General features: G+C 42.9%; 18 protein-coding genes. 7 read left to right on the forward strand and 11 right to left on the reverse strand.

Annotation, left to right across the window (positions count from 1 at the left end; all coding sequences use genetic code 11):
* Positions 1–6 precede the first annotated feature (6 nt).
* Positions 7–1,029, forward strand: a complete 1,023-nt coding sequence (gene epmB / locus OCV24_RS12885) for an EF-P beta-lysylation protein EpmB (protein ID WP_150878994.1) — start codon at positions 7–9, stop codon at positions 1,027–1,029.
* 196 nt (positions 1,030–1,225) lie between these two features.
* Here the strand turns inward: epmB and OCV24_RS12890 are convergent, their stop codons facing one another.
* Entirely contained in the window at positions 1,226–1,783 is a 558-nt protein-coding gene (locus OCV24_RS12890) for a VC2662 family protein (protein WP_017055384.1), read from the reverse strand.
* Between the two features lie 850 nt (positions 1,784–2,633).
* Here OCV24_RS12890 and rnk point away from each other — a divergent pair.
* Together rnk and OCV24_RS12900 are read left to right on the forward strand one after the other, a co-directional pair.
* Positions 2,634–3,044 (forward strand): nucleoside diphosphate kinase regulator, encoded by a 411-nt coding sequence (gene rnk, locus OCV24_RS12895; RefSeq protein WP_017055385.1) that lies wholly within the window; start codon positions 2,634–2,636, stop codon positions 3,042–3,044.
* A 299-nt stretch (positions 3,045–3,343) separates the two neighbouring features.
* Entirely contained in the window at positions 3,344–4,279 is a 936-nt protein-coding gene (locus OCV24_RS12900) for a DMT family transporter (RefSeq protein ID WP_150878996.1), read from the forward strand.
* Between the two features lie 283 nt (positions 4,280–4,562).
* On the opposite strand, the gene OCV24_RS12905 is transcribed toward OCV24_RS12900, so the two are convergent.
* Together OCV24_RS12905 and OCV24_RS12910 are read right to left on the reverse strand one after the other, a co-directional pair.
* A complete protein-coding gene (locus tag OCV24_RS12905; protein ID WP_150878998.1) occupies positions 4,563–6,128 on the reverse strand; it encodes a sensor domain-containing diguanylate cyclase in 1,566 nt (521 codons plus the stop codon).
* Between the two features lie 246 nt (positions 6,129–6,374).
* Positions 6,375–7,391, reverse strand: a complete 1,017-nt coding sequence (locus OCV24_RS12910; protein ID WP_150879000.1) for a diguanylate cyclase domain-containing protein — start codon at positions 7,389–7,391, stop codon at positions 6,375–6,377.
* Between the two features lie 639 nt (positions 7,392–8,030).
* Between OCV24_RS12910 and OCV24_RS12915 the strand changes: the two genes are divergently transcribed.
* Positions 8,031–8,318, forward strand: a complete 288-nt coding sequence (locus OCV24_RS12915; RefSeq protein WP_137027421.1) for a GreA/GreB family elongation factor — start codon at positions 8,031–8,033, stop codon at positions 8,316–8,318.
* A gap of 88 nt (positions 8,319–8,406) precedes the next feature.
* Positions 8,407–8,826, forward strand: coding sequence for an acyl-CoA thioester hydrolase YciA (gene yciA, locus OCV24_RS12920; protein WP_137009165.1), 420 nt, complete (start codon positions 8,407–8,409; stop codon positions 8,824–8,826).
* Between the two features lie 199 nt (positions 8,827–9,025).
* Here the strand turns inward: yciA and OCV24_RS12925 are convergent, their stop codons facing one another.
* Positions 9,026–10,102, reverse strand: coding sequence for an HPP family protein (locus tag OCV24_RS12925; protein ID WP_137009163.1), 1,077 nt, complete (start codon positions 10,100–10,102; stop codon positions 9,026–9,028).
* Positions 10,103–10,354: 252 nt separating this feature from the next.
* Here OCV24_RS12925 and OCV24_RS12930 point away from each other — a divergent pair, with 252 nt between their 5' ends.
* Positions 10,355–11,650, forward strand: coding sequence for a methyl-accepting chemotaxis protein (locus tag OCV24_RS12930; protein WP_150879002.1), 1,296 nt, complete (start codon positions 10,355–10,357; stop codon positions 11,648–11,650).
* Positions 11,651–11,785: 135 nt separating this feature from the next.
* Here OCV24_RS12930 and gdhA read toward each other — a convergent pair whose 3' ends face one another.
* From gdhA to OCV24_RS12945, 3 genes are all read right to left on the reverse strand, one after another.
* Positions 11,786–13,138 carry an NADP-specific glutamate dehydrogenase gene (gdhA, locus tag OCV24_RS12935; protein WP_150879004.1) on the reverse strand — a complete coding sequence of 451 codons (1,353 nt, stop codon included), beginning with the start codon at positions 13,136–13,138 and terminating at the stop codon, positions 11,786–11,788.
* A gap of 503 nt (positions 13,139–13,641) precedes the next feature.
* The gene (groL, locus tag OCV24_RS12940; protein ID WP_017055388.1) at positions 13,642–15,288 is read right to left on the reverse strand and encodes a chaperonin GroEL; all 1,647 of its coding nucleotides are present in this window, start codon (positions 15,286–15,288) and stop codon (positions 13,642–13,644) included.
* Positions 15,289–15,339: 51 nt separating this feature from the next.
* Complete coding sequence (locus OCV24_RS12945) at positions 15,340–15,630, reverse strand: co-chaperone GroES (RefSeq protein ID WP_010433998.1); 291 nt, start codon at positions 15,628–15,630, stop codon at positions 15,340–15,342.
* 262 nt (positions 15,631–15,892) lie between these two features.
* On the opposite strand from OCV24_RS12945, the gene OCV24_RS12950 reads away from it, so the two are divergent.
* Positions 15,893–17,230 carry an MATE family efflux transporter gene (locus OCV24_RS12950; RefSeq protein WP_150879007.1) on the forward strand — a complete coding sequence of 446 codons (1,338 nt, stop codon included), beginning with the start codon at positions 15,893–15,895 and terminating at the stop codon, positions 17,228–17,230.
* Between the two features lie 124 nt (positions 17,231–17,354).
* On the opposite strand, the gene gpmM is transcribed toward OCV24_RS12950, so the two are convergent.
* The 4 genes from gpmM to OCV24_RS12970 form a co-directional block, all read right to left on the reverse strand.
* Positions 17,355–18,887, reverse strand: a complete 1,533-nt coding sequence (gpmM, locus tag OCV24_RS12955; RefSeq protein WP_046223488.1) for a 2,3-bisphosphoglycerate-independent phosphoglycerate mutase — start codon at positions 18,885–18,887, stop codon at positions 17,355–17,357.
* Positions 18,888–19,022: 135 nt separating this feature from the next.
* On the reverse strand, positions 19,023–20,576 hold the full coding sequence (locus OCV24_RS12960) for a bifunctional GNAT family N-acetyltransferase/carbon-nitrogen hydrolase family protein (RefSeq protein WP_017055391.1): 1,554 nt from the start codon (positions 20,574–20,576) through the stop codon (positions 19,023–19,025).
* A gap of 95 nt (positions 20,577–20,671) precedes the next feature.
* Positions 20,672–22,606 carry a polysaccharide biosynthesis protein gene (locus OCV24_RS12965; RefSeq protein WP_150879008.1) on the reverse strand — a complete coding sequence of 645 codons (1,935 nt, stop codon included), beginning with the start codon at positions 22,604–22,606 and terminating at the stop codon, positions 20,672–20,674.
* A 310-nt stretch (positions 22,607–22,916) separates the two neighbouring features.
* On the reverse strand, positions 22,917–23,921 hold the full coding sequence (locus OCV24_RS12970) for an NAD-dependent epimerase (protein WP_150879010.1): 1,005 nt from the start codon (positions 23,919–23,921) through the stop codon (positions 22,917–22,919).
* Positions 23,922–23,930 lie beyond the last annotated feature (9 nt).

The raw sequence follows: 23,930 nt of genomic DNA on the forward strand, positions 1-23,930 counted from the left end.
ATTTCAATGCCGCATATCATAACCCGAAAAGTCGAATCTGTTGAGCAAAACTGGCTCAAACAGCTATCGAATGCGATCTCTGACCCGACAAAACTGCTCGAAGTATTAGAAATAGACCCTGCACCGTGGCAAAAAGGATTCGCGGCGCGTGAGCTGTTTTCGCTTCGAGTGCCCATAAGCTTTGTTGAGCGAATGGAAAAAGGCAACCCACATGATCCTTTACTGCGACAGGCTTTACCGCTCAGCGAAGAGTTTGAGGTTCATCCCGGCTACTCCGCCGATCCATTAGAAGAACAAGACAACGCCATTCCCGGGCTACTGCATAAATACAAAAACCGTGCATTGATGATTGTAAAAGGCGGTTGCGCGATCAACTGTCGCTACTGCTTCCGTCGTCATTTCCCTTACCAAGATAACAAGGGATCAAAGTCAGCGTGGCAAACCAGCCTCGACTATGTCGCAGAGCACCCAGAGATCAACGAAGTGATCTTATCGGGTGGAGACCCACTGATGGCAAAAGACAGCGAACTCGAATGGCTAGTGAAAGCCATTGAGACCATTCCACATATCAAAACGTTGCGTATCCACAGTCGCTTACCTGTGGTGATTCCTGCTCGAATAACGGATGAGTTGTGTCTGCTACTCAAACAAACGCCGCTCAATGTCGTCATGGTTAGCCATATTAACCATGCCAATGAGATCAATGCAGAGCTCAAGCAAGCCTTTCACAAACTAAAACAAACGGGTGCAACTCTACTTAATCAAGGTGTGATGTTGAAAGGGGTCAACAACAGTGCTGACTCATTGAAAGCATTAAGCGAAAAGCTATTCGATGCCGGTGTATTGCCTTACTACATGCATGTGCTTGATAAAGTACAGGGCGCGGCGCATTTCCATATCTCGGATGAAGAAGCAAAGCATCACTTTAAAGGCTTAATCTCTGAAGTTTCTGGTTACCTAGTGCCCAAGTTAACTCGCGAGATCGGCGGTCGCAGCAGTAAAACCCCACTCGACCTACACATTGAATAGAGTCTTCGTACCTATTCAGATCGTATCGACTCAGAGTCACCGCCCCTATTCGAGCCTTTCGACTCAATGAACCAGAAGGTAGCGAAAACTAAACCTTGGTGACATGAGCTATAAACCGTTATTAAAACAACGCCTAAACCATAGGTTTAGGCGTTAGTCATTAGTTCGATTTTTCAATAACAAACGAAAAAATCAATTATTTAGCGAAGTTAATAATTGGGAAACATGGGAAGAAACCGTTGTCAGCACAGTTGATCAAACCAACTTGTACGCCTTCAATCTTGTTTGTTTTATTGAAAATACCCACCTGAACGGTTGATACTTCAGATAAGTTCGCGGCACCTACATCAACCAAAGTGTTACCTTCAGAGTAGTTGACGAAACTTACGTTGGCACCTTTAACATCGTTAGTAATGTTCACGGCACCTAGGTTTACACCTGTTGTGTTACCCGTATTCCAGTTGAAGAAGCCAAGTGAAGCACCTGTCATCTCTTGGTTCACTTTTGATGCGCCGAAAATACCCAGGTTGACACCGGTTGTGGTTTGCGTTTCAGACATACCAACAACGGCAAGATCAAGGCCTTTTAGATCGCTCACTTGTCCGTGAAGAAGCGCAACACGTACACCGCCAACCGCATCGGCGTCTGGTGCGTTAAAACCGTTGATCGTTGAGAACATAACAGGCGAAGAAGCAAATGCTGCTGGTGCCATCACTGCTGCAGAAACAGCAAGTATCGAAAGTAGTTTTTTCATTGGGGAGTCTCCACTGACTTATTATTGCCTAGATTTATTGTTGCTTTGATTTATTATTAACCTGATTTATACATTCTAAATCAAGCGTCTATTGTCCTTTATTATACAGTCACCCATGTTAAAACAATGTCATGACTATACTGTTGAATATAGCTTTAAACTCATAAAGCGCAATGAAGCCCCCTATCCCCGGACAACCATACAACCGGAAGGTTCTGGTTAAACAGGTCATCATTCTTTGCCACTGTGGACGCTTAATACCCTATAAATTGAGAATCCGATGAGAACCAAACACCATGTTTTTGATTGATATCTCTTATTCTCAACAATTGATTATCTGACCCATGAAGTATCGCACTTCGAGCTTGATTTCAGGGGTATCTAGAGTAGAGTCATCTCCATGGGGAAAGTGTTGACCAAAAAGCTTATCGTGACGGCACTTCTACTTCGAGCCGAATGGTCAGTGATAATTCTCACTTAATACAAAACCGTACAAACACCGATAAGCTCACCACCCAAATACGTTTCAGATAGAGAGTTGTGTCTAAAAACACGACCAACTTTAGGCTACCTTGCGAAAGTGTTTATTTCACAACACACCGACTCAATCTATCGTTACTCAAACATTGGATTAACACTCACTTACTAGACCACAACACGGATGGATTAGAGCAACAACACTGTTATCAAAAAACACTGTCATCCAAAACACGGTCATCCAAGTTGTGGTTTTATCTGTCTAACCTCCTATTTACTTTAATGTTGACTGAGTAATAAGGCGTTAGATCAAATACTTAGTTTAATGCTTAGCGCTGTCTAACACGTCAGCGCTATTATTTATGAGGAAAATATGAATACGAAACCGGATATCACACTCTCATCCTTAGATGTCGATAGAATCTATGACCTGATTGAGTCTTTACCACGCAACAGCCCGTCTACAGAGCAACTCGAACAAGAATTGGAGCGTGGGACCATTCTTGAACCCGATCAACTGCCTGACAACATAGTCACGATGAATTCAACAGTGACATTTTCAATCGATGCGACAAAGAAAGAGTTTTCTTTGACTTTGGTTTACCCAAAAGACGTGGACAGTAGCGGCACAAAAATCTCAATTTTAGCGCCGATAGGGAGTGCTTTGATTGGCCTATCCACCGGCCATTCCATTCAATGGACGAAGCCAGATGGGTCTCAAGTTGATGTCACGATCCTAGATATTACATACCAACCAGAAAGGGCTGGCGAATACCGCCTGTAGCGAAAAAAAATGCTCAAATGGATCCACTTGAGCATTTTAAGAACACGAGAACTTCTTGCCGCTCACGACCCCGGCCGATACAAAGCTAAAAGCTCAGTTATCCTACTTGCAAGCTGAGGTAGAGAGCTCTCTGTAAGGTTTTCTACACCTTGTTAGGGTCTAATTACTCAACGTTGAATACGGATAATATAACGTTGATCAGCCATCAATCATCTTTGGCGACGGTATTTAGAAAAAATAAGAGGATAAAAAACCTAATCAGCTGTTCTTACAATATACAATTATCAAGGAAAATATTAATGAACGACTCAAGGCTTAATGTCGATGTCACGGCAAGTTTATCCATGCTTATGATCTGTTTTATTTGGGGAGTCCAACAAGCGGCCATCAAGTCAATTGCCGACCAAATCGCTCCTGTATTACAAATTGGAGGTCGTTCTTTTCTCGCCGCATTAATGGTGTGGGTAATAATGACCCTCAAAAACAACTCACTGAAACAATCTAAAAACTATCTAATATCAGGCGTCGTCGTAGGCGCACTTTTTGCGTTGGAATTTTTGTTTGTTGCAGAAGGCTTGAGATATACCACCGCCTCTCATATGACCGTCTTCTTATATACCGCACCTATTTTTGCTGCTATTGGCCTGCAATTATTCAACAAACACGAAACACTGGCCGGAATGCAGTGGGTCGGAATCTGCATCGCTTTTTGTGGAATTGCCGTCGCGTTTTTCTCGCGAGATGAAGCGAGCACCAACCTACAGGATATGTTAATAGGTGACATTATGGCCCTGATCGCAGGCTTACTTTGGGGCGCGACAACCGTAGTGGTTCGATGTACTCGATTAGGACTAGCTTCAGCAGAGCATACATTATTCTTTCAGCTTGGAGGAGCCGGTGTATTACTGCTCAGTTATGCGACCATTACAGACCAACTTCATTTTTCACTCACTTACAACGCATCAATCAACCTAATATTTCAGGTTATATTTGTGAGCTTTGCCAGCTACTTAGCATGGTTTAGCCTTATCCGAAAATACAAAGCATCACAGTTAGGCGTTTTATCATTCATGACACCAGTGATTGGCGTACTAGCGAGTATTCTTCTTCTGGATGAACAAGCGCACAGCGGCTTTATCTGGGGTTCGCTTCTGATCTTAGTCGGGGTGTTACTTGTCAGTATTTGGCCATGGCTCCACTTAAAAATCCGTAACCATCATAAACTTAATCCGTAACCATCATTAACTTTTTTCTAGCCAACAACGCGCTTTCGCACATAACTCGCGGAAAGGTTTTCTATTATCATATGGATAATGTATTCAACCGGTGTCGTCACGCAGTTAACCTAGGCAGCTAATTAAGGTGATATCATCACTTCATAAATGAACAAGGTCATTGATATTTACTCAATATTCTTGAAGTAGTATTACTTCAGCGAGCATCTCCATTAAGCTCATATGTTTGCTTTACGTACCATTCAGACTATTTAACTTCTTTCTTACCTCTCAAGTTCAGGAGCTATTTGTCAGCAGAGAAAATCTCAGAGCGGTTTCTGCCATTGTTTTTTGCACGATATAAGGCCGTATCCGCTTCTTTTAACGTCGAGCGAATGGATTGTTGCTCGTTGCCCCAAAAAGCAACACCAATAGAAACCGTAACGCTTCCTATACCCGCAAAGTCGTATAACCCCACCTTTCTACGTAACCGCTCTGCAGATTTAAAAGCATCTTGAACATCGGAATTGAGTAAAAAAATAATAAACTCTTCTCCACCAGTTCGAAACAACAAATCTTGTTCTCGAGATTGCTCTTTCATCAATTGCGCAAAACGTCTTAATAAATCATCACCAGCATCATGGCCAAAGTTATCATTAACTGATTTAAAAAAGTCGATGTCCAATGCGAGAATAGAAAATGGGATAGCTTGAGATTGTAATCTCTCAATCGCTTTATCTAAGCCTCTTCTGTTTAATAAACCGGTCATCGAATCCGTTAAACTTGCGGTATGAAGCGTGTCAATCGTCTCAAACGCGACCCCAAAGGCTTTGATAAAGCTACTCTTAAGTTGTGATGCTTCAAAATACCAAGAGTGGATTTGCTTTACGTTGTTCACCGTACTTGAATGGCTACCCGCCTCTTTTACAGCCATGGCTAATTGTTTTAACGGTTTGGATATAAAGCTAGAAAAACCCCAAATAAACATTAATGTCAGCCCTCCAACAGGAAGCGTTGTGATAAACACTTCTTTCATTTGTTGATTCACTGTCAGTAGCGTACTTTGTTTCGATTTCTGAACAACTACGCCCCAACCAGCCTGAGAGACAGGAGCAAATCCTGCCAACATTTGAATACCCAAAGAGTTCACAATATCTAGACTGCCACTTTCTCCCTTTGATACAGTATTGATTGCGCGATTGTTTGTGATTACTTGACCGATCCTTGATTTATTTGGGTAATAAATCAACGTTCCATGCCGGTCCACAACGTAAAGGTACGAGCCATCCTCATAACTATGCTCACTCAACAACTTCCCTAGTATATTCGCCGTTTCTAGATAAATGCTCCCACTGATATAACCGAGATATGTCCCTTGACTCGAAAAAATAGGGTATGACAGACTAATAAGATAGTTACCTGCAGGGGACACGAAAGGATCCGTTACCAAAGGAGCTTGGGCTTTTAATGATTGAAGGGAGCTTTCACTCTTCAACTTGATCCCTTGCACTTTAATGGTTTCAGGAGAAACCGACGTGATCACGCCATCAGAGTTGACAACCACCACAGAGTTAAACATATTTGTTTGATTTTTGAGTCGTTTCGTTTCCTCTGCCAACGCCTCCTTATCATTGGTGAGGTCAGATAAGGCTTTTGCACTGTATTCAAGTTGTGTCATCGCGGAATCAAGAAAAACATCCGTCATTTCTGCCATCTTCTTAGCATAAACTCGATTCGACTCAAGCGTCGTATTAATGATGATATTTCGCTGCACTTGATAAAGTGAATAGAAAGCGTTTAATAAAGTAACCATTACAGAAAATACACACAAGACTAGAATTAACTTTCTTAAATTAACCTTTTCTAACATTGTTTTTATCCATTTCTTAACGCTACATTTTGCATAACATTAACATTTAAAGTTAAGATTTTCAGTCAATTCCTCGCAGAAGTAGAAATATAGATTATAAGCTGCACTTACCACCAATAAGTGTCCGAGTTCATATGTATATATATTTTTTATCATCTCAGAAAAGGAAAATATAAAACCAGTACGCACCCATCACAACAAGACATCATGTTTAAAAACAGTGCTCAAAATACAGTGCCATTCCCATCAAAGGTGCAGAGTTTTCACTCCATTTTTACCGTTCTTCTTAATTTGATACATAGCCAAATCAGATTGCTGGTAAACGTCATCAAAATGATGATCACCTTGGTTAAAGAAACACACACCGATACTCATTCCAATAGAGACACCCGTCAGCATTTGATTGCTTTCAGGTACCGCCTTTTGCAACAACTCTTCACAAAAGTGAGTGACTTGGTCTGGTTCCATATCGGGAAACAAAATGACAAATTCATCCCCACCAATTCGTCCGATTTGCGCCGGTTCAGAGGATGATTTAGCTAAATCAGAAGTTAGAGAAGCGACGTCAGAGGCTAGCGTACCTAAACGCTGAGCAATAAAACTCAACACCTGGTCGCCCGCCTGGTGTCCTAATGTGTCATTGACCGCTTTAAAGTTGTCGATATCAATAAAGATCATCGCCGCTTTAACTAATGTATCCGCGCTTTTCATCTCACGAAAACGTTGTTCGATGGCTTGTCTATTGAATAACCCCGTCAACCTATCGGTAGAGGCCAAAGTCGCTAACTGTTGTTCAAAGCGTTTTTCTTTGGTGATATCGATGTGCGTACCCATAATTCTAAGCGGAACTCCATTGGTATCAAATTCGACAACACGACCTCTATCATACACATAGCTATCACTGCCATCTTTATGGGTCATCCGGTAAACAACTTCATACAAATCACACCTTCCCGCTAGATGATCTTCAAAAGCTTTCATGGCCTGGTGATAATCATCAGGGTGTAAGTTATTTTTCCAAGTTTCAAACGTCGCTGTCAGCTCGTGCGGTTGGTAGCCGAGCATTTTTCCCCAATCCATATTAAAGATAGTGAGTTGTCCTGAAGGAATATGATGCTCCCACAAACACAAGCCATTACTGTCGAGTGCGGCATTCAACTTTTCTTGCAGGCGAGCATTATGTCGTTTGAGATCAGCATTCTCTTTTTCGAGTTCTGCAATTTTCTTTTCGAGTTCGGCAATGATGTTCAAATCGGCTTGCATGATCTTGACAAAGTTTGTGGGAGTGGTGTCTTAATATAAAGAAAAAAATCGCGAGGTTCTATGCCTTAATAACACATTTAATTTTAATGTCTTTTTCTTTCTTGGTTAGAGAGCCCCGGTTAATGAGTGATTGGTTGTATTGCTTCCAGTTGGTTATTTTATAACGAGGTTTAGACATAGGGCTACGAGAGGGAATGGACGTAACGGCTCAGATCGTAGGTTCTGAATTTAGTTCCAATGAATTACGCAACAAAGCCATTCATCGTTGATCACGAGCTCACCACCGCCAGACGAAAATATTGTAAAGGAGATATTTCTGTTTTTTTGTGTTAATAAAATGTTTTACATGCGCTTTAACTCTATTTTTAATTTATAAAAAATTCTCAATTGAATAAAAAAACGCTTCTGGTATATTCATTTTAAAATAAAAAACAAAGGTGTTAAAAATGTTATTCATCTTACAGAATTTAGTCCGAAAGTATCACTTTCGGACGTTAGTTTAGTGTTTATCAACTAATTCTGGAGGTGCTTTAAATAAACTTCATTTATGTATTATTTTTTTATTTAATACAAAAACTGGTTACTAGCTCTTTCTTTATTTTCCAATCTCCTGTTATTTTACTTAGTGTTTTTGAAAAAATGGAAGATATCTATCCATATGATAACTTCGATATAAAGAGAAGAGCAAACATTGGAGATAGAGTTAAATTCTTTGATGAAGAAAGAAATAAAAGCTATCAAATAATTTTAGTTTCAAATAAAAAAAGCAACCCAAACGATGGTTTAATTTCAATTTATTCATACTTGGGTTCTTCTATTTTTAGATTATCCGAAAACGATAATTTTGAATTGTATATTTTTGGAGAAAAAAGGAAGTATAAAATAAAAAACATTTCACACGAGAAAACAATTAACAACAAAAGATAAAAATAGTCAATAATTCTACCATATTTTCACATTATATAAGAGTGTGGTAGAATAAAGTAATATATTGTATTTAGTATAGGAACCTATCTTGCGTACTTCAGTAAATACCAAACAAAAGCCTAAAGGGCAGCTTCTTTTACGTACTCTTTCAATGCCCGCAGACACTAATGCGAATGGTGATATTTTTGGGGGATGGATAATGTCACAGCTAGATTTAGCTGGAGCAATTCTAGCTCAAGAAATATCAGGAGGACGAATAGCAACAGTTTCAGTATCAAGCATCACTTTTAAAAAGCCAGTAAAGGTCGGTGATGTTGTTTGCTGTTATGGTGAATGCGTTAAAACGGGTAGAACATCAATGTCGATTGATTTGGAAGTTTGGGTCAAACCGATTCAAGAAGATAATGTTAATCTGCGATTCCAAGTTTGTGCGGCAAATTTTAATTATGTGGCTATAGATTTGGCAGGGAAACCAAGACCGATTCTAAAAAATGATGCTGCTAATTAAACGAATTAAAAAAGAACCAACAACTTATAAAATAAAATTTACTCCATCACACTTCGTCGTCTTATTTCTAAGCCTCGTTATAAAAACAGAGCCAGTATTGTAATCTGTATCAATTCAGTGATCTAGTTTTAGCTATCAGGACTTCACCAGCATCTCCCAGGAAGGCTCAAATTTCTGGGAGTTTAATCATCCCCTCTACCTATTGTTGCTTTAAGTTATACAAAAATTCAATCAGATCTGACTGTGTTATCATACCTATTAACTGATCACTATCGTTTATAATTGGTATGTGATGAAAGCCTGAAGTTAAATAAGGTATCAAACGCGCAATATGCTGGTCCTTGTGCATTGAAACCGGATTTCTTTTCATATATTGACCAATGGTCTTAGATGTTCTTTTCTTCGCTAGAAGATATAAACCAACAAAAGAGTTAATTTTTCTATGTTCAACATAGAGTAAAAAGTCGACCAGAGAAAAGATACCTACAATCTTGTGATCGATGTTAACGATTGGAATAGCGCTAAACTTCGTTTTCTGAAGTATCTTGAGTCCATCGTAGACAGAGTCATTTTCGGCAAGAGTCAAAATTTCACTCGTCATGACGTGTTCACAAGTTAGTTTTTGATTATTGTGTTCTAAAGCGAGCAAATGAGTTTGTTTAAAAATCTCATCGATCGTTCTTTCATCAACATCCAACCAATCATTTCTATTTTCCAGAACTTCGTGCAATTCATCAAAATAGAATGATGATTTGTCATGAGCAGAAAGTGCGGAGTTTGATAAATGTTGAGGCGTCTTTGAAGATTTACTCACAATCCATCTACGATAAACAATACCAGAGAATGCTAAAGGAATAACATTGAGCAAAACCGGATCGAGCAAAAAACAAACATCAACCGGGTTCGATGTCTGACTCAACACAGGAATAAGCGCAGTAGCAACCCCTGGAGGATGAACACATTTCAATGCAATCATAACCATAATGGTGCAGGTTATCGTCAGTGTGAACAATATTATGATGTTATTAAACACCGCAGATAAACCGAGTCCTATCAATGCAGAAACTAAATGCCCACCGATTAAAGGCCACGTCTTACCCATTGGACTACTAGGAACCACAAAGATAATTGTGATTGAAGCGCCTATAGAAGCAATCAATAAAGGGGTCGTTGGAGTAACATGACCATAGCTTGCTAATCCGGCAACAATGAATGAAGCAAAAAATATGGGAATAGTAAGATAGCAAAAATTGAGTAAACGCTTCACATTCGACATAAACATCATAATAAAAGTCAAAATGGGATTCTATGCGAAGTGCAAAAGTTATTAAAGTGTTTAAAATAGAGTGCGAAGTAAGCCCCCCCCCCCCATTGATATATCAATAAGCGCATTTATCCTACCTTGAACACCCTGCAGAATTATACATTTAGAACGGCTAGAAAATGGTCATTCAAAACTCATAGCAACTGTGTATAATCGCATCAATTTCATTTGATTCGTATATTTCCTATTTAAGTAAGGTCAGTGGTGTTTTTTACTAAGAAGCAAAAGCCAGAGATAAAACCTAGCCATTCCGACAATGTTTATCAGTCTTTAAAAAAGCATGTTGCATGGATCGAGTTTACCCCTGAAGGCGTCATCCAAGATGCCAGTGCGCCCTTTTTAACGCTTGTCGGGTACTCATTAGATGAGGTAAAAGGGCAGCACCACAAAATGCTCTGTACGGATAGCTATATTCGCTCTTCGCTTTATCAAAGCTTTTGGCGAGATCTTGCCAATGGTGTCTCAAAAGAAGGCACGTTCGAGAGAGTAAATAAGCAAGGTGACACGGTTGTTCTAGAAGCGACCTATTTACCGATCAAAAATTCAGATGGTCGTGTCACTGGCGTAGCAAAACTAGCTTCTGATATCACAGAGATCAACGAGCAAAACAAAAAAAATGATGCGTTATTTTCTGCCTTAGACAAATCACAAGCGATTATTGAATTTGATCCTGAAGGGACAATACTGACCGCCAACTCAAACTTTTTAAATACGTTGGGTTACAGAGAAAACCAGGTGGTAGGTAAACATCATCGCATGTTCTGTTTTGAGGAATTCTATAATAATCACCCTCACTTCTGGCAAGAATTGCAAAAAGGACAGGTAAAGTCGGGGCTTTTTCAACGTCGCAACTCTAACGGAGCAAGCATCTGGATTGAGGCCAGCTACAACCCCATCATGAATGAAGCAGGCAAGGTCGTGAAAATCGTCAAGCTTGCCAGCAACATAACGGATCGCATTGAACGCAGCCATGCGATTGCTGAAGCTTCAGAGGTAGCCTACTCAACATCACTAGAAACGGCGCAAATAGCACTGGAAGGATCGAAACTGCTTGCCGATTCGGTAGAGGTCTCTTTAACGGTATCCCAAAAAGCGGCCAGTACCTCTCAAAAGGTGCATTCACTCAATGACAGTTCGAAAAGTATTCAAAATATTGTCGCTACAATTCAAGAGATCGCAGCGAGAACGAATTTATTGGCACTCAACGCCGCCATCGAAGCCGCAAGAGCCGGTGAATACGGGAGAGGTTTTGCCGTAGTCGCTGACGAAGTAAGACAACTCGCGTCTCGAACTTCAGACTCGACAAACGAAATAATCAAAGTCGTCGAAGAAAATCAACAACTCATCAACGAGGTGACCAATATGATGACCGAAATGTCATCAATTACGGAAGAAGGCAATGCCAAGATTACCGAAGTCTCGACTGTCATGGATGAGATCCATAAAGGTGCAGAGAATGTTTCGAGCACGGTGATGAATCTTTCTAATAGCCAACATTAATCAAAATTTAACGATCGACACATTCTAACCCGCGAGATGACACGCTATGGTCAACTCGATGAGGTTTCATGTCGTCAGGTATAAAAACAACAAAGTCAGTGACTAAACACTGACTTTTTACTACGAGTAGAATGTTTAAACAACGCCTTGCTCGATCATTGCATCAGCAACTTTTCTAAACCCCGCAATATTCGCACCGAGTACCAAGTTACCAGGTTGTCCAAACTCTTTACTGGTCTCATTCGCACTGGTGAAAATGTTCTTCATTATGACTTGTAGATGAGAATCTACCTTTTCAAACGTCCATTTTTGCATACTGGCATTTTGCGCCATTTCAAGTTGACTGGTCGCAACACCGCCTGCGTTTGCCGCTTTAGCAGGACCGTACGCAATTTTGGAATCAACAATTGCATTCGCCGCTTCTTGAGTGGTTGGCATATTCGCACCTTCACAGATCAATCGACAACCGTTACTCATAAGCGCTTGCGCATCGGCTAAAGTAAGTTCATTTTGTGTTGCGCACGGAAATGCAGCGTCCGCTTGATAACGCCATATTGCATGGCCATCAAGAGGATAATCATCGACTGGAGTGTAGACCGCTTCAGGATAAGTACTTAAGTACTCTTCTAAGGAACAGCGCTTCACTTCTTTGAGCTCTTTAAGTAACTCAAGATCGATGCCCCTCTCATGATAGATCGTCCCGCGAGAATCACTGCAAGTTACTGGAAGTGCTCCAATATGATAAAGCTTTTCGATAGCGTAAATCGCAACATTACCAGCACCAGATACCAGACACCTTTTACCTTTCAGCGTATCTTGACGATCATTAAGCATGTATTCGGCAAAGTAAACGGCGCCATACCCAGTAGCTTCTTTGCGCCCAAGAGAGCCCCCCCAGAGTAAACTTTTACCAGTAAACACACCTTCGTAACGGCCGGTTAAACGCTTGTATTGGCCAAACATATAGCCAATTTCACGAGCACCGACACCGATGTCACCTGCTGGCACATCAGTAACAGGGCCAATATGACGATATAGTTCGTTCATAAAAGATTGACAAAAACGCATGATTTCACCATCAGATTTGTCTTTGGGATCAAAATTAGAGCCACCTTTGCCGCCACCAATAGGTAATCCCGTCAGTGCGTTTTTGAATATTTGCTCAAAACCAAGGAACTTAATGACACTAGCGTTTACTGATGGGTGAAACCTTAGCCCTCCTTTGTATGGGCCTAATGCCGAGTTAAACTCTATGCGATAGCCTTTATTGACTTGCACGTTTCCGGCATCATCAACCCAAGGTACACGAAAAATGATCTGCCTTTCAGGCTCTACAATTCTTTGAATAATCGCTTGTTCTTGATATTGACGATTGCTTTCGATAACCGGTGTAAGAGAGGATAGAACCTCTTCTACCGCTTGATAAAACTCTTTTTGCGCGGGGCTACTGTGTTGTAATGAAACAATCGTATTGTGTATATGTTGCATATTATTCATCCTTGCTATATTTAAAAATGTATATCCATATTATTTCACGGTATTTATTTCTGAGAGCACATCTTTAACAGAGGCAGCTGCACATAAAAGCAACACCTTGAGGTTATTGAATTGATAGGCTTGGGAGAGTCATTTAATAATCATTTTCATCACAAGTCAGTCATTTAATTGCGTAACTTCGATGAATGTTTATTATTAGGTATTAGCTTTGTTGGGTAAAGAAGATGTGAGCTTTTCTATACTTAACATCGCTTACGTAATATGTCACGCTCTTATCGAACGTGATTAAGCATATAAGCCAATATAAGATCTTAAGGCTGTAACATCTGGCAACTTGATTTCAAAAGCTACTCTCCCCTCATTAATCCCTTAAGAACCTTAGAAATTATGCTCTTCCATTGAATACTATAGAAACTCAAAACAAACAAAAGCCCCGTAAGCGCTAGTCCTACGGGGCTTTTCAGACTTTATAGGATTAAGTCAGGGGGATGATTTTACATCATGCCGCCCATGCCACCCATACCGCCCATGCCACCCATATCAGGCATTGCAGGCGCTGCGTCTTGAGGCTTATCTGTGATCATCGCTTCTGTTGTGATCATCAGACCCGCAACTGATGCTGCGAACTGAAGTGCAGAGCGAGTTACCTTAGTTGGATCTAGGATACCCATTGCAATCATGTCGCCGTATTCGCCAGTCGCCGCGTTGTAACCGTAGTTACCTTCGCCAGCACGAACGTTGTTAGCAACCACTGATTCTTCATCGCCAGCGTTCTTAGTGATTTGACGAATCGGCGATTCCATTGCACGCAGTGCAACACGGATACCGACGTTTTGCTCTTCGTTGTCACCTTCAAGGCCAGCAACTTTAGATGCAGCACGGATAAGTGCAACACCACCACCAGCAACCACACCTTCTTCAACGGCAGCACGAGTTGCGTGAAGGGCATCTTCAACGCGGTCTTTCTTCTCTTTCATCTCAACTTCAGTTGCTGCGCCTACTTTGATCACTGCAACACCGCCAGCTAGCTTAGCGACACGTTCTTGAAGCTTCTCTTTGTCGTAGTCTGACGTTGCATCTTCGATTTGTTGACGAATTTGAGCAACACGACCTTGAATCATTGTTTCTTCGCCCGCGCCATCAATGATGGTTGAGTTCTCTTTAGTGATAGTAATGCGCTTAGCTTGACCTAGGTCTTCTAGCGTTACTTTCTCAAGGTCTAGGCCGATCTCTTCAGAGATAACCGTACCGCCCGTTAGGATAGCGATATCTTGCAGCATAGACTTACGACGATCACCGAAACCAGGCGCCTTAACAGCCGCCACTTTCACGATGCCACGCATGTTGTTCACAACAAGCGTTGCTAGCGCTTCGCCTTCTACATCTTCAGCGATGATTAGCAGTGGACGAGATGCTTTTGCTACTGCTTCTAGAGTCGGAAGCAGTTCACGGATGTTCGACACTTTCTTATCAATAAGAAGAATGAATGGGCTTTCTAGATCAACAGAACCCGCTTCTTGGTTGTTGATGAAGTAAGGAGACAGGTAACCGCGGTCGAACTGCATACCTTCCACTACGTCTAGCTCGTCTTGCAGAGCCTGACCTTCTTCAACCGTGATTACGCCATCACGACCTACTTTTTCCATCGCTTCAGCAATGATGTTACCGACTGTTGCGTCAGAGTTCGCAGAGATAGTACCGACTTGAGCAATCGCTTTCGTGTCTGAACATGGCACAGAAAGGTTCTTCAGCTCTTCAACCGCTGCGATAACCGCTTTGTCGATACCGCGCTTAAGATCCATTGGGTTCATGCCAGCAGCAACCGCTTTTAGGCCTTCAGCGATAATAGACTGAGCCAATACGGTTGCTGTTGTTGTGCCGTCGCCCGCCGCGTCATTCGCTTGCGAAGCCACTTCTTTCACCATTTGTGCACCCATGTTTTGGAACTTGTCTTCAAGTTCAATTTCACGAGCCACTGACACACCATCTTTAGTGATAGTCGGTGCGCCAAATGATTTGTCTAGAACAACGTTACGGCCTTTAGGACCTAACGTTACTTTTACAGCGTCAGCCAGAACGTTTACACCTTCTAGCATTTTAATACGTGCGTCGTTACCAAATTTAACGTCTTTTGCAGCCATCTTAATTTCCTTTCAATTCTTTATTCAGTCAGTTCTGTTTTATGGGTCGGATTACTCAACGATCGCCATGATGTCGTTTTCAGACATGATCAGAACTTCTTTGCCATCGATCTTTTCAGTTTTAGTGCCGTAGCCTTCTGCAAAGATAACGGTGTCGCCAACTTTAACGTCCAACGGTTGTACTGAACCGTTTTCTAGAATGCGGCCTTTGCCAACAGCTAGAATAATACCGCGCGTTGATTTTTCAGCGGCAGAACCAGTTAGAACGATGCCACCAGCAGACTTAGATTCAACTTCTTGGCGCTCAACGATAACTCGGTCGTGTAGAGGACGGATATTCATCGGTCGTATCTCCTGATAATTTCCATTTAATATGATAGTTGCCACGATTGGCATGAGGTTACTCAATATGTTGGGGGCAATGTGGAAGATCCCAAGGGGGGAAAAGATAAAAATTGTGATCGAAAGAGCAGATTCGAGATGCAAATGAACGAGTAGCGAAAAAAGAAAAAAGAAGCCTCCCTATCCCGCATCTGTTTATCCGCTCTCTACATTTGATTCATTCTGATTTATCCTACGTTTTTCGTTTCAATCGGCGTTTTACATGCAAGATAAGCACGGGCTTTTAACCGCCCCGATAGCAAACACTCTGCGCACTATGACCATACCGACCATCTTCGGTATGGTGGCGATCTTGATGTTTAACCTAGTCGACACCTTCTTTATCTCGTTGCTTGGCACCCAAGCCTTAGCGGCGGTCAGTTTTACTTTTCCGGTTACCTTTGCCATCAACTGCATCACCATGGGCATTGGCATTGGCTTATCGACGTGTATTGGCCGATTACTTGGCCAAGGCAGTGCGCAAAATGCGGCACGTTTTACCTGTCATGGCTTACTGCTTGCCTTACTGCTTGTCGGCTGCGCTTCAACGCTGGGTATTATTTTCTTAGAACCACTGTTTATTCAGTTAGGGGCAAAGCCAGCGTTATTGCCGCTGATATCGGAATACATGTTGGTCTGGTATCTCGCGATCCCATTACTGGTTATCCCAATGGCAGGCAACAGCGCCATACGAGCCAGCGGCGACACCAAAACGCCAGCCAAAATTATGATGATCGCAGGGCTGATCAATGGCGTCTTAGATCCGCTACTCATCTTTGGTTATGGGCCTTTTCCTGAGCTGGGGATTCAAGGCGCAGCCATTGCCAGCGGTTTTAGTTGGTTTGGTGCGTTATGTGGCTCACTGTACGTGTTAACAATACGAGAGAAACTGTTGGCTCCCCCTAAACTGGCCAATATCATCAATGACTGGCGACAGACCCTAAAAATAGGCACCCCAGCCGCACTCTCTAATGCCCTAAACCCACTTGCTGGCGCTATCATCATGATGATGTTAGCCAAACAAGGCACTGAAGCCGTGGCCGCTTACGGCGCAGCGCAACGTATTGAATCGATTCTTATCATCGTATTAATGTCTCTCACCTCGGCCCTGACCCCTTTCATGGCGCAGAACTTTGGCGCAAACAACCCTAAACGCAGCTTTGACGGGCTCTTTTTGAGCATGCGTTTTGCCGTATTGTTCCAAGGTTTGGTTTTCTTAATGATGGTACCGCTGAGCATTCCTTTGGCCGCTCTGTTCTCTCAAGAAGAGTCGGTGCGAGGCATATTATGGCATTACCTGCTAGTTGTACCCTTTAGCTATGGGTTCCAAGGCATTGTGATGATGCTGATCAGCGGCATGAACGCGATGCATCAACCACTCAAAGCCTTCCAATGGAGCTTCATGCGCCTGTTTGTGTTTACCTTACCTTTTGCATGGATAGGCAGCCAAATCGATGGCGTCGAAGGACTGTTTATTGGCTTGGCTTTGGGGAATATTGTCGGCGGTATTACCGGATACTGCTTTGCGCTTCGAGTAGAGAAAGATTCGAGATGCGGGTAAGCTCTTCGCATCCCGTTTACTCGTATCTCGCATCTATAAAAAAGCCCGCACTTTGAAGTGCGGGCTTTCAAAATCGTTAAAGCTCAACGTGAACCGCTGAGCCAAACCATTACTTAACTACTGACTACTTAACGAGCACGTCACCTGACATTTCAGCTGGGATATCAATACCAGATAAAGAAAGCATGGTTGGTGCTAGGTCAGACAGTTTACCGCCCTCTTTAAACTCAACGTCTTTGTTACCCACGTAGATAAGTGGCACTGGTAAGTTCGTGTGCGCCGTGTGAATGCCGCCCGTTTCTGGGTTTACCATCATTTCCGCGTTACCGTGGTCCGCAGTGATTAGCAGTTGGCCATCGGCTTCTTTGATTGCTGCTACCACTTTGCCAAGACATTCGTCTAGCGACTCTACGGCTTTAACCGCTGCATCGTAAACGCCAGTGTGGCCAACCATGTCACAGTTCGGGAAGTTACAAACGATAGCGTCGTATTTGCCGCCTTTGATCGCTGCAACCAACTTGTCAGTTAGCTCTGGTGCGCTCATTTCTGGCTGTAGGTCGTAAGTTGCGACTTTTGGAGAAGCCACCAGTTGACGCTCTTCGCCTTCGAACTCGTCTTCTTTACCGCCGTTGAAGAAGAACGTCACGTGCGCGTATTTCTCGGTTTCAGAGATACGTAGCTGCGTTTTGCCTGCTTTTGATAGCCATTCGCCGTAAGTGTTCTCTAGAGAAGCCGGTGGGAATGCACAAAGAAGTGGGATGTCTGCTGCGTATTGAGTCAGCATCACAAAGTCGATTGCTGGGAATACGCTACGCTCAAAGCCGTCGAAATTAGGCACGAACGCACGTGTGATTTCACGCGCACGGTCGGCACGGTAGTTCATGAAGATAACCGCATCGCCATCAACGATAGCAGCAGACTCTTCGCCTTCCGCTTTGATTTCCGTTGCTTTAACAAACTCATCGTTTTCTTCACGAGCGTAAGCCGCTTCTAGGCCAGCTACGGCCGTGTCGAATGTGAATTCCGCTTTTGCTTGAGTAAGCAGGTCGTAAGATTCTTGAACGCGATCCCAGTTGTTATCACGGTCCATTGCGTAGTAACGACCAATAAGCGAAGCCACACGGCCTTTGCCTAGTTTCGCGAATAACGCTTGGAAGCGCGCTAATGTGTTTTCTGCGCTACGTGGCGGCGTATCACGGCCGTCTAGGAATGCGTGTAGGTAGATTTTCTCTGCGCCACGTTCAGCGGCCATTTCAACCGCTGCGTAGATGTGGTCTTCATGAGAGTGAACGCCACCTGGCGACATAAGGCCCATGATGTGCACGGCTTTCTCAGCTTTTACCGCTTTATCGATAGCGTTCGCTAGCGTTTCAGTTTGACCAAATTCGCCGTCTGCGATTGATTTCGTAATACGCGTTAAATCTTGGTATACCACGCGGCCCGCACCAATGTTGGTGTGACCCACTTCTGAGTTACCCATTTGACCATCAGGTAGGCCTACATCTAGGCCAGAAGCAGAGATTAGCGTGTTAGGTTGGTTAGCGATAAGACCGTCGATTACTGGTGTATTCGCGTTCGCGATCGCGTTGTCTTGGTTGTCTTCACGGTAACCGTAACCGTCAAGGATCACTAGAGCCATTGGCTTCTTAGCTGACATAGGACTGACCTCGTTCAATTCAAAATAAATCGGTATAGAAACAAATTAGCGTAATTTTACTACAGTTTACAGTCAAAACTGTAGCGGAAGATCAAGAAAGGGCGCAGGTCGGGCAACTGAACATGAAAAAAATCATCATTTTGTATTTGATGATCTCATGTTTGCTTTGGTAAAGCCCCCGTATAAATCAAGTCGACGGTGGCGCAAGTTAGTCACCGATCCTTCCATATTAAGCTGCTTAAGCTTCGTTAAATCGACATCTGCAAAAATGATCATTTCGGTATTGGCACTGGCTTCTGTCAACGTTGCATCGTGCGGGAAATAAATATCTGAGGGTGAGAACACGGCGGACTGTGCGTATTGAATATCGACATTATCAACACGAGGTAAGTTGCCAACACTGCCACCAATCGCCACATAACATTCATTCTCGATCGCTCGCGCTTGCGAACAAATACGAACGCGCTGGTAACCATTTTTGGTATCCGTCCAAAACGGTACAAACACAATTTGTGCGCCCTGCTCCGCCATCATTCGGCCTAGCTCCGGGAACTCGCTGTCGTAACAAATGAGTATGCCCACTTTACCTGCATCCGTATCAAACACCTGTACCTTGTCGCCACCATCAATCACCCAATCTCTTTGTTCATGAGGCGTAATGTGGATTTTGTACTGAGCATTAATGCTGCCGTCACGCTGCAGTAGGTAAGCGACGTTATACAACTTACCGTCTTCTTCAATAATCGGCATACTACCGGCGATGATATTGATGTTGTAGGTCACCGCTAATTGGGAAAAGCGCGATTTGATCTCTTCTGTGAAGCCAGCGAGAAAACGGATGGCCTCAACCGAGTTTTGTTCCTTTTTCAGCCCCATCAGTGGTGCGTTAAAAAATTCAGGGAAAAGCGCGAAGTCAGCTTGGTAATTGGCCAGAGAAGAAATAAAGAACTCCGCTTGATCGAGCAAATCTTCTAAATCGTTCATGGCACGCATTTGCCATTGCACCACGCCAATGCGGATCAGGTTTTTCTCTACATCGTGAACCGATTGAATGTCTTCCTCATAGAAAAAGTTATCCCACTCCAGCAGCGTGGCATACCCTTTGGATGCGTCGTCTTCGGGTAGATAGCCGCGCATAATTCGTTTCACATCGAAATCATTCGCTAATTGAAACGACAAAATGGGATCATGAAGTTCACGACGTTTTACTTTGTCGATATATTCCGCCACGCTCAGTTCATTCGCATGTTCGTGGTAATGAGGAATGCGACCACCTGCTAATATGGCTTTAAAGTTCTTGCTCCGGCACAATTCTTTACGAGCATTATACAAACGGCGGCCCAAACGAAGCCCTCGGTAATCGGGGTGTACAAAGACATCCAAACCATACATGGCATCGCCTGTCACTTGGTTCTGAATCACGTTATTTTCCGTGATGATGTCCGTATAAAGGTGAGGGAGAGAAAAGCGATTGTAATTCACTTTAATCGTCAAAGCGGCGCCGATGATCTTGCCGTTATCTTCAATACAAATTTGCCCATCAGGAAACTGATGAATCAGATCCAGGATGGTCAAACGTGGCCACGCCCCTCCAACATCAGGAAAGACGAGATCCATTAATGCCGCGAGCTCGGTGTAATCCGATGGTTCAATGGTGCGTAAAGAGAGTTGATGCGAGTTGGTATCCATATCCTACTATCCATGTGTCCTTTTTAAACAGTAACAATGAGAATGCCATATTTTGACCGATACATACACCTAGCCGAGAGTAAGATCAGCACGCCTTAGACTCCTACAACCTCTTTTCGTACTTGAGTGGCATTCCAAACCAAATCACCAACCCCATCAGTCGGTTTAAACCCAGCCGGCGCGTCGACGAGAAGTTGACGTATCGTTTCATGCTGTAGGTTATGACAAGCAAAATCTAAAGATTCTAGTAAAGTGTCGTATTCTTCTATCGGCAAGAAGACTTCTTGAGCGGTCATGATCCGAGCATGAGCCGTTGGCTCCACGTTGTCTCCAATCAACAATTCTTCATAAAGTTTCTCGCCAGGTCGAAGACCAGAAAATTGAATCTCAATATCGCCATGAGGGTTCTCTTCATTCTTCACAGAAAGCCCTGAAAGGTTGATCAAGTTTTCTGCAAGATCTGTGATTTTGACCGATTCGCCCATATCAAGAACGAATACATCGCCACCTTTGCCCATTGCGCCAGCTTGAATAACTAGCTGCGCTGCTTCAGGAATGGTCATAAAGAAACGGGTAATATCACGGTGGGTAACGGTGAGTGGACCACCGGCCTTAATCTGCTTTTTAAACAAAGGAATTACCGAGCCAGAAGACCCAAGTACATTACCAAAGCGAACCATACAAAAACGTGTGCCATTCTCTTTTTGGTTCTCTTGCTCGGCCAACGCCTGCAAACCTAGTTCAGCCATACGCTTGGTTGTGCCCATAACATTGGTTGGGCGCACCGCTTTATCTGTCGAGATAAGCACAAAAGATTCAACGCCGGCTTCGATAGCCGCTTTAGCTGTGTAGTAAGTGCCATAAACATTGTTACGCACACCTTCTACTACATTATACTCGACAAGAGGGACATGTTTATAAGCAGCTGCATGATAAACCGTTTGAACGCCAAAAGACTGCATGGAAGTTAACAGGCGGTGTGAACGCTGAACTGAGCCCAATAACGGCACAATTTCAACATCATAACCTTGGGTTTCTTTTGCTAAACAAAGCTCACGGTCGATTTGATACAAGCCAAACTCAGAGACTTCAAATAAAACTAGCGTTTTAGGTTGTTGCTTTAGGATTTGACGACAAAGTTCAGAACCGATTGAGCCACCGGCACCGGTCACCATCACCACTTTATTCTTGATATTGGCTTCCATTAAAGCCTGCTGAGGCTCAACCGCATCACGACCTAACAAATCTTCAATGGGAACATCAGTAAGCTCATCAATTTTCGCTTTACCTGACACAATATCAGCCATTTCTGGAACGGTTTGAATCTCAACAGGCAGTGGCGCTAACAAATTCAACACTTGCTTACGGCGTGCACGAGAGGCACTGGGTATTGCTAGCAATATCTTAGAAATGTCGTACTTCTCGATCAAACGTTCCGTTTTATCTAAATCGATAACCGGTAAACCTAAAATAACGGTATGAGTTAATGTTCTATCTTCATCAATAAACGCGCGTACTCGATAGCTCCCAGACGCCCTTAACGCTAAAGCCAATTGTCGGCCACCAGATCCCGCACCGTAAATTAATACTTCTTCGGGTGAATCTTTAGACGGTGAAGTCGTCGCAATAAGGTTACGAACCACTAAACGAGAACCACCACATAACAAAGCTAAATAAGCACCATAAATAATAGGTACTGTGCGAGGGATCGGCTCTTGTAAGTAATAAGCAAATATCGCCAAAGATATTGCCGAAAATATTGCACCAGCCATCACTACAAACAGCGCTTGAAAGGTAAGGTAGCGAAGAACGGCGCGATAAAGTCCTATTTTAGTAAAAGCAATGACCGTCGCTATTACTGTTAAGCCTGTCAGTAATAAGTTGTCACCATTATTCAAGAAATGAAATTCACCTAACCTTGTCCACAACGCAATATGCAGAGCAAAGATAATAAGTAAAGTATCGATAGAAACACTGATAACTCGCTTTTTAAAACGAGAAAGGTGCCATATGAAATGTAGACGTTGCATAGAAATATTCTTATTTATTAGTATTTAATAAACCACAAAGACTGCATGAGTGGGATGTATTGAACATGTTTGAAGTTCACAAGAAGAACGTGTGAACGACAGCCTGAATATTTAATTCAAGCTTCAATTTTGATGGATATAAACACCCCGACAATTCGACAACTTTCACCTATTGGGGAATTTATGACCTATCAAAGAAAGGATCTTAAACTAACTGGCATCTCATATATTGGAAACTCAAGCAAATAAGCCAATAATGCTGAGACCAAAGATACTGAAAGAAAAGTCCTTTTTAATAACGTGTACTATTTTACTTGCAGTAAAACTCGCGATACCACTGGATAAACTCAGCAACGCCTTCTTTTACCGTTACTTTAGGTGTGTAACCTGTTGCGGCAAACAAGTCCTGTGTATCGGCATAAGTTTGGTAAACGTCACCAGGCTGCATCTCGCGGAAGTTTTTCTTCGCTTCAATACCGAGTTCGTCTTCAATCGCCTTTACAAAATCCATCAAGTTGATTGGTGAACCGTGACCAATGTTATACACCGCATAAGGCGCAGAACTGGTTGCTGGAGAACCCGCTTCGACCGTCCAATCGTTTTCACGCGTTGGCATCACATCTGCGATACGCACAACACCTTCAACAATGTCTTTTACATGAGTAAAGTCACGCCACATATCGCCATTGTTGTTGATATCAATGGTAGCGCCATCGAGGATCTTCTTAGTGAAGATAAATGGTGCCATATCTGGGCGGCCCCACGAACCATACACAGTAAAGAAGCGCAAGCCTGTGGTTGGAATGTCGTATAGGTGAGAGTAACTGTGCGCCATCAACTCATTCGACTTCTTGGTCGCCGCATACAGTGAAACTGGGTGATCAACCGAATCTGACGTTGCAAACGGTGTTTTCGCATTCAACCCGTAAACCGAGCTTGAAGAGGCATACACCAAGTGCTTCACTTTATTGTGACGACACCCTTCAAGAATGTTCAAATGACCGACTAAGTTCGAATCGGCGTAGGCGTGTGGGTTTTCAATTGAATAGCGAACCCCCGCTTGTGCAGCCAAGTGAATCACTTGATCAAACTGCTCGGTTTCAAACAAGCTAGCTACACCATCGCGATCGGCAATGTCTAACTGAACCAGTTTAAAATTGGCATGTTGAATACGGGCTAGGCGCGCTTCTTTCAAAGCGACATCGTAGTAGTCATTCAGGTTATCGACACCGACAACCGTGTGGCCTTTCGCCGTTAGCTGCTCTGCTACTGCACTGCCGATAAAACCCGCCGCGCCCGTTACCAAATACTTCATTTTTTTGTT

Source organism: Vibrio kanaloae (assembly GCF_024347535.1).
GTDB lineage: Bacteria > Pseudomonadota > Gammaproteobacteria > Enterobacterales > Vibrionaceae > Vibrio > Vibrio kanaloae.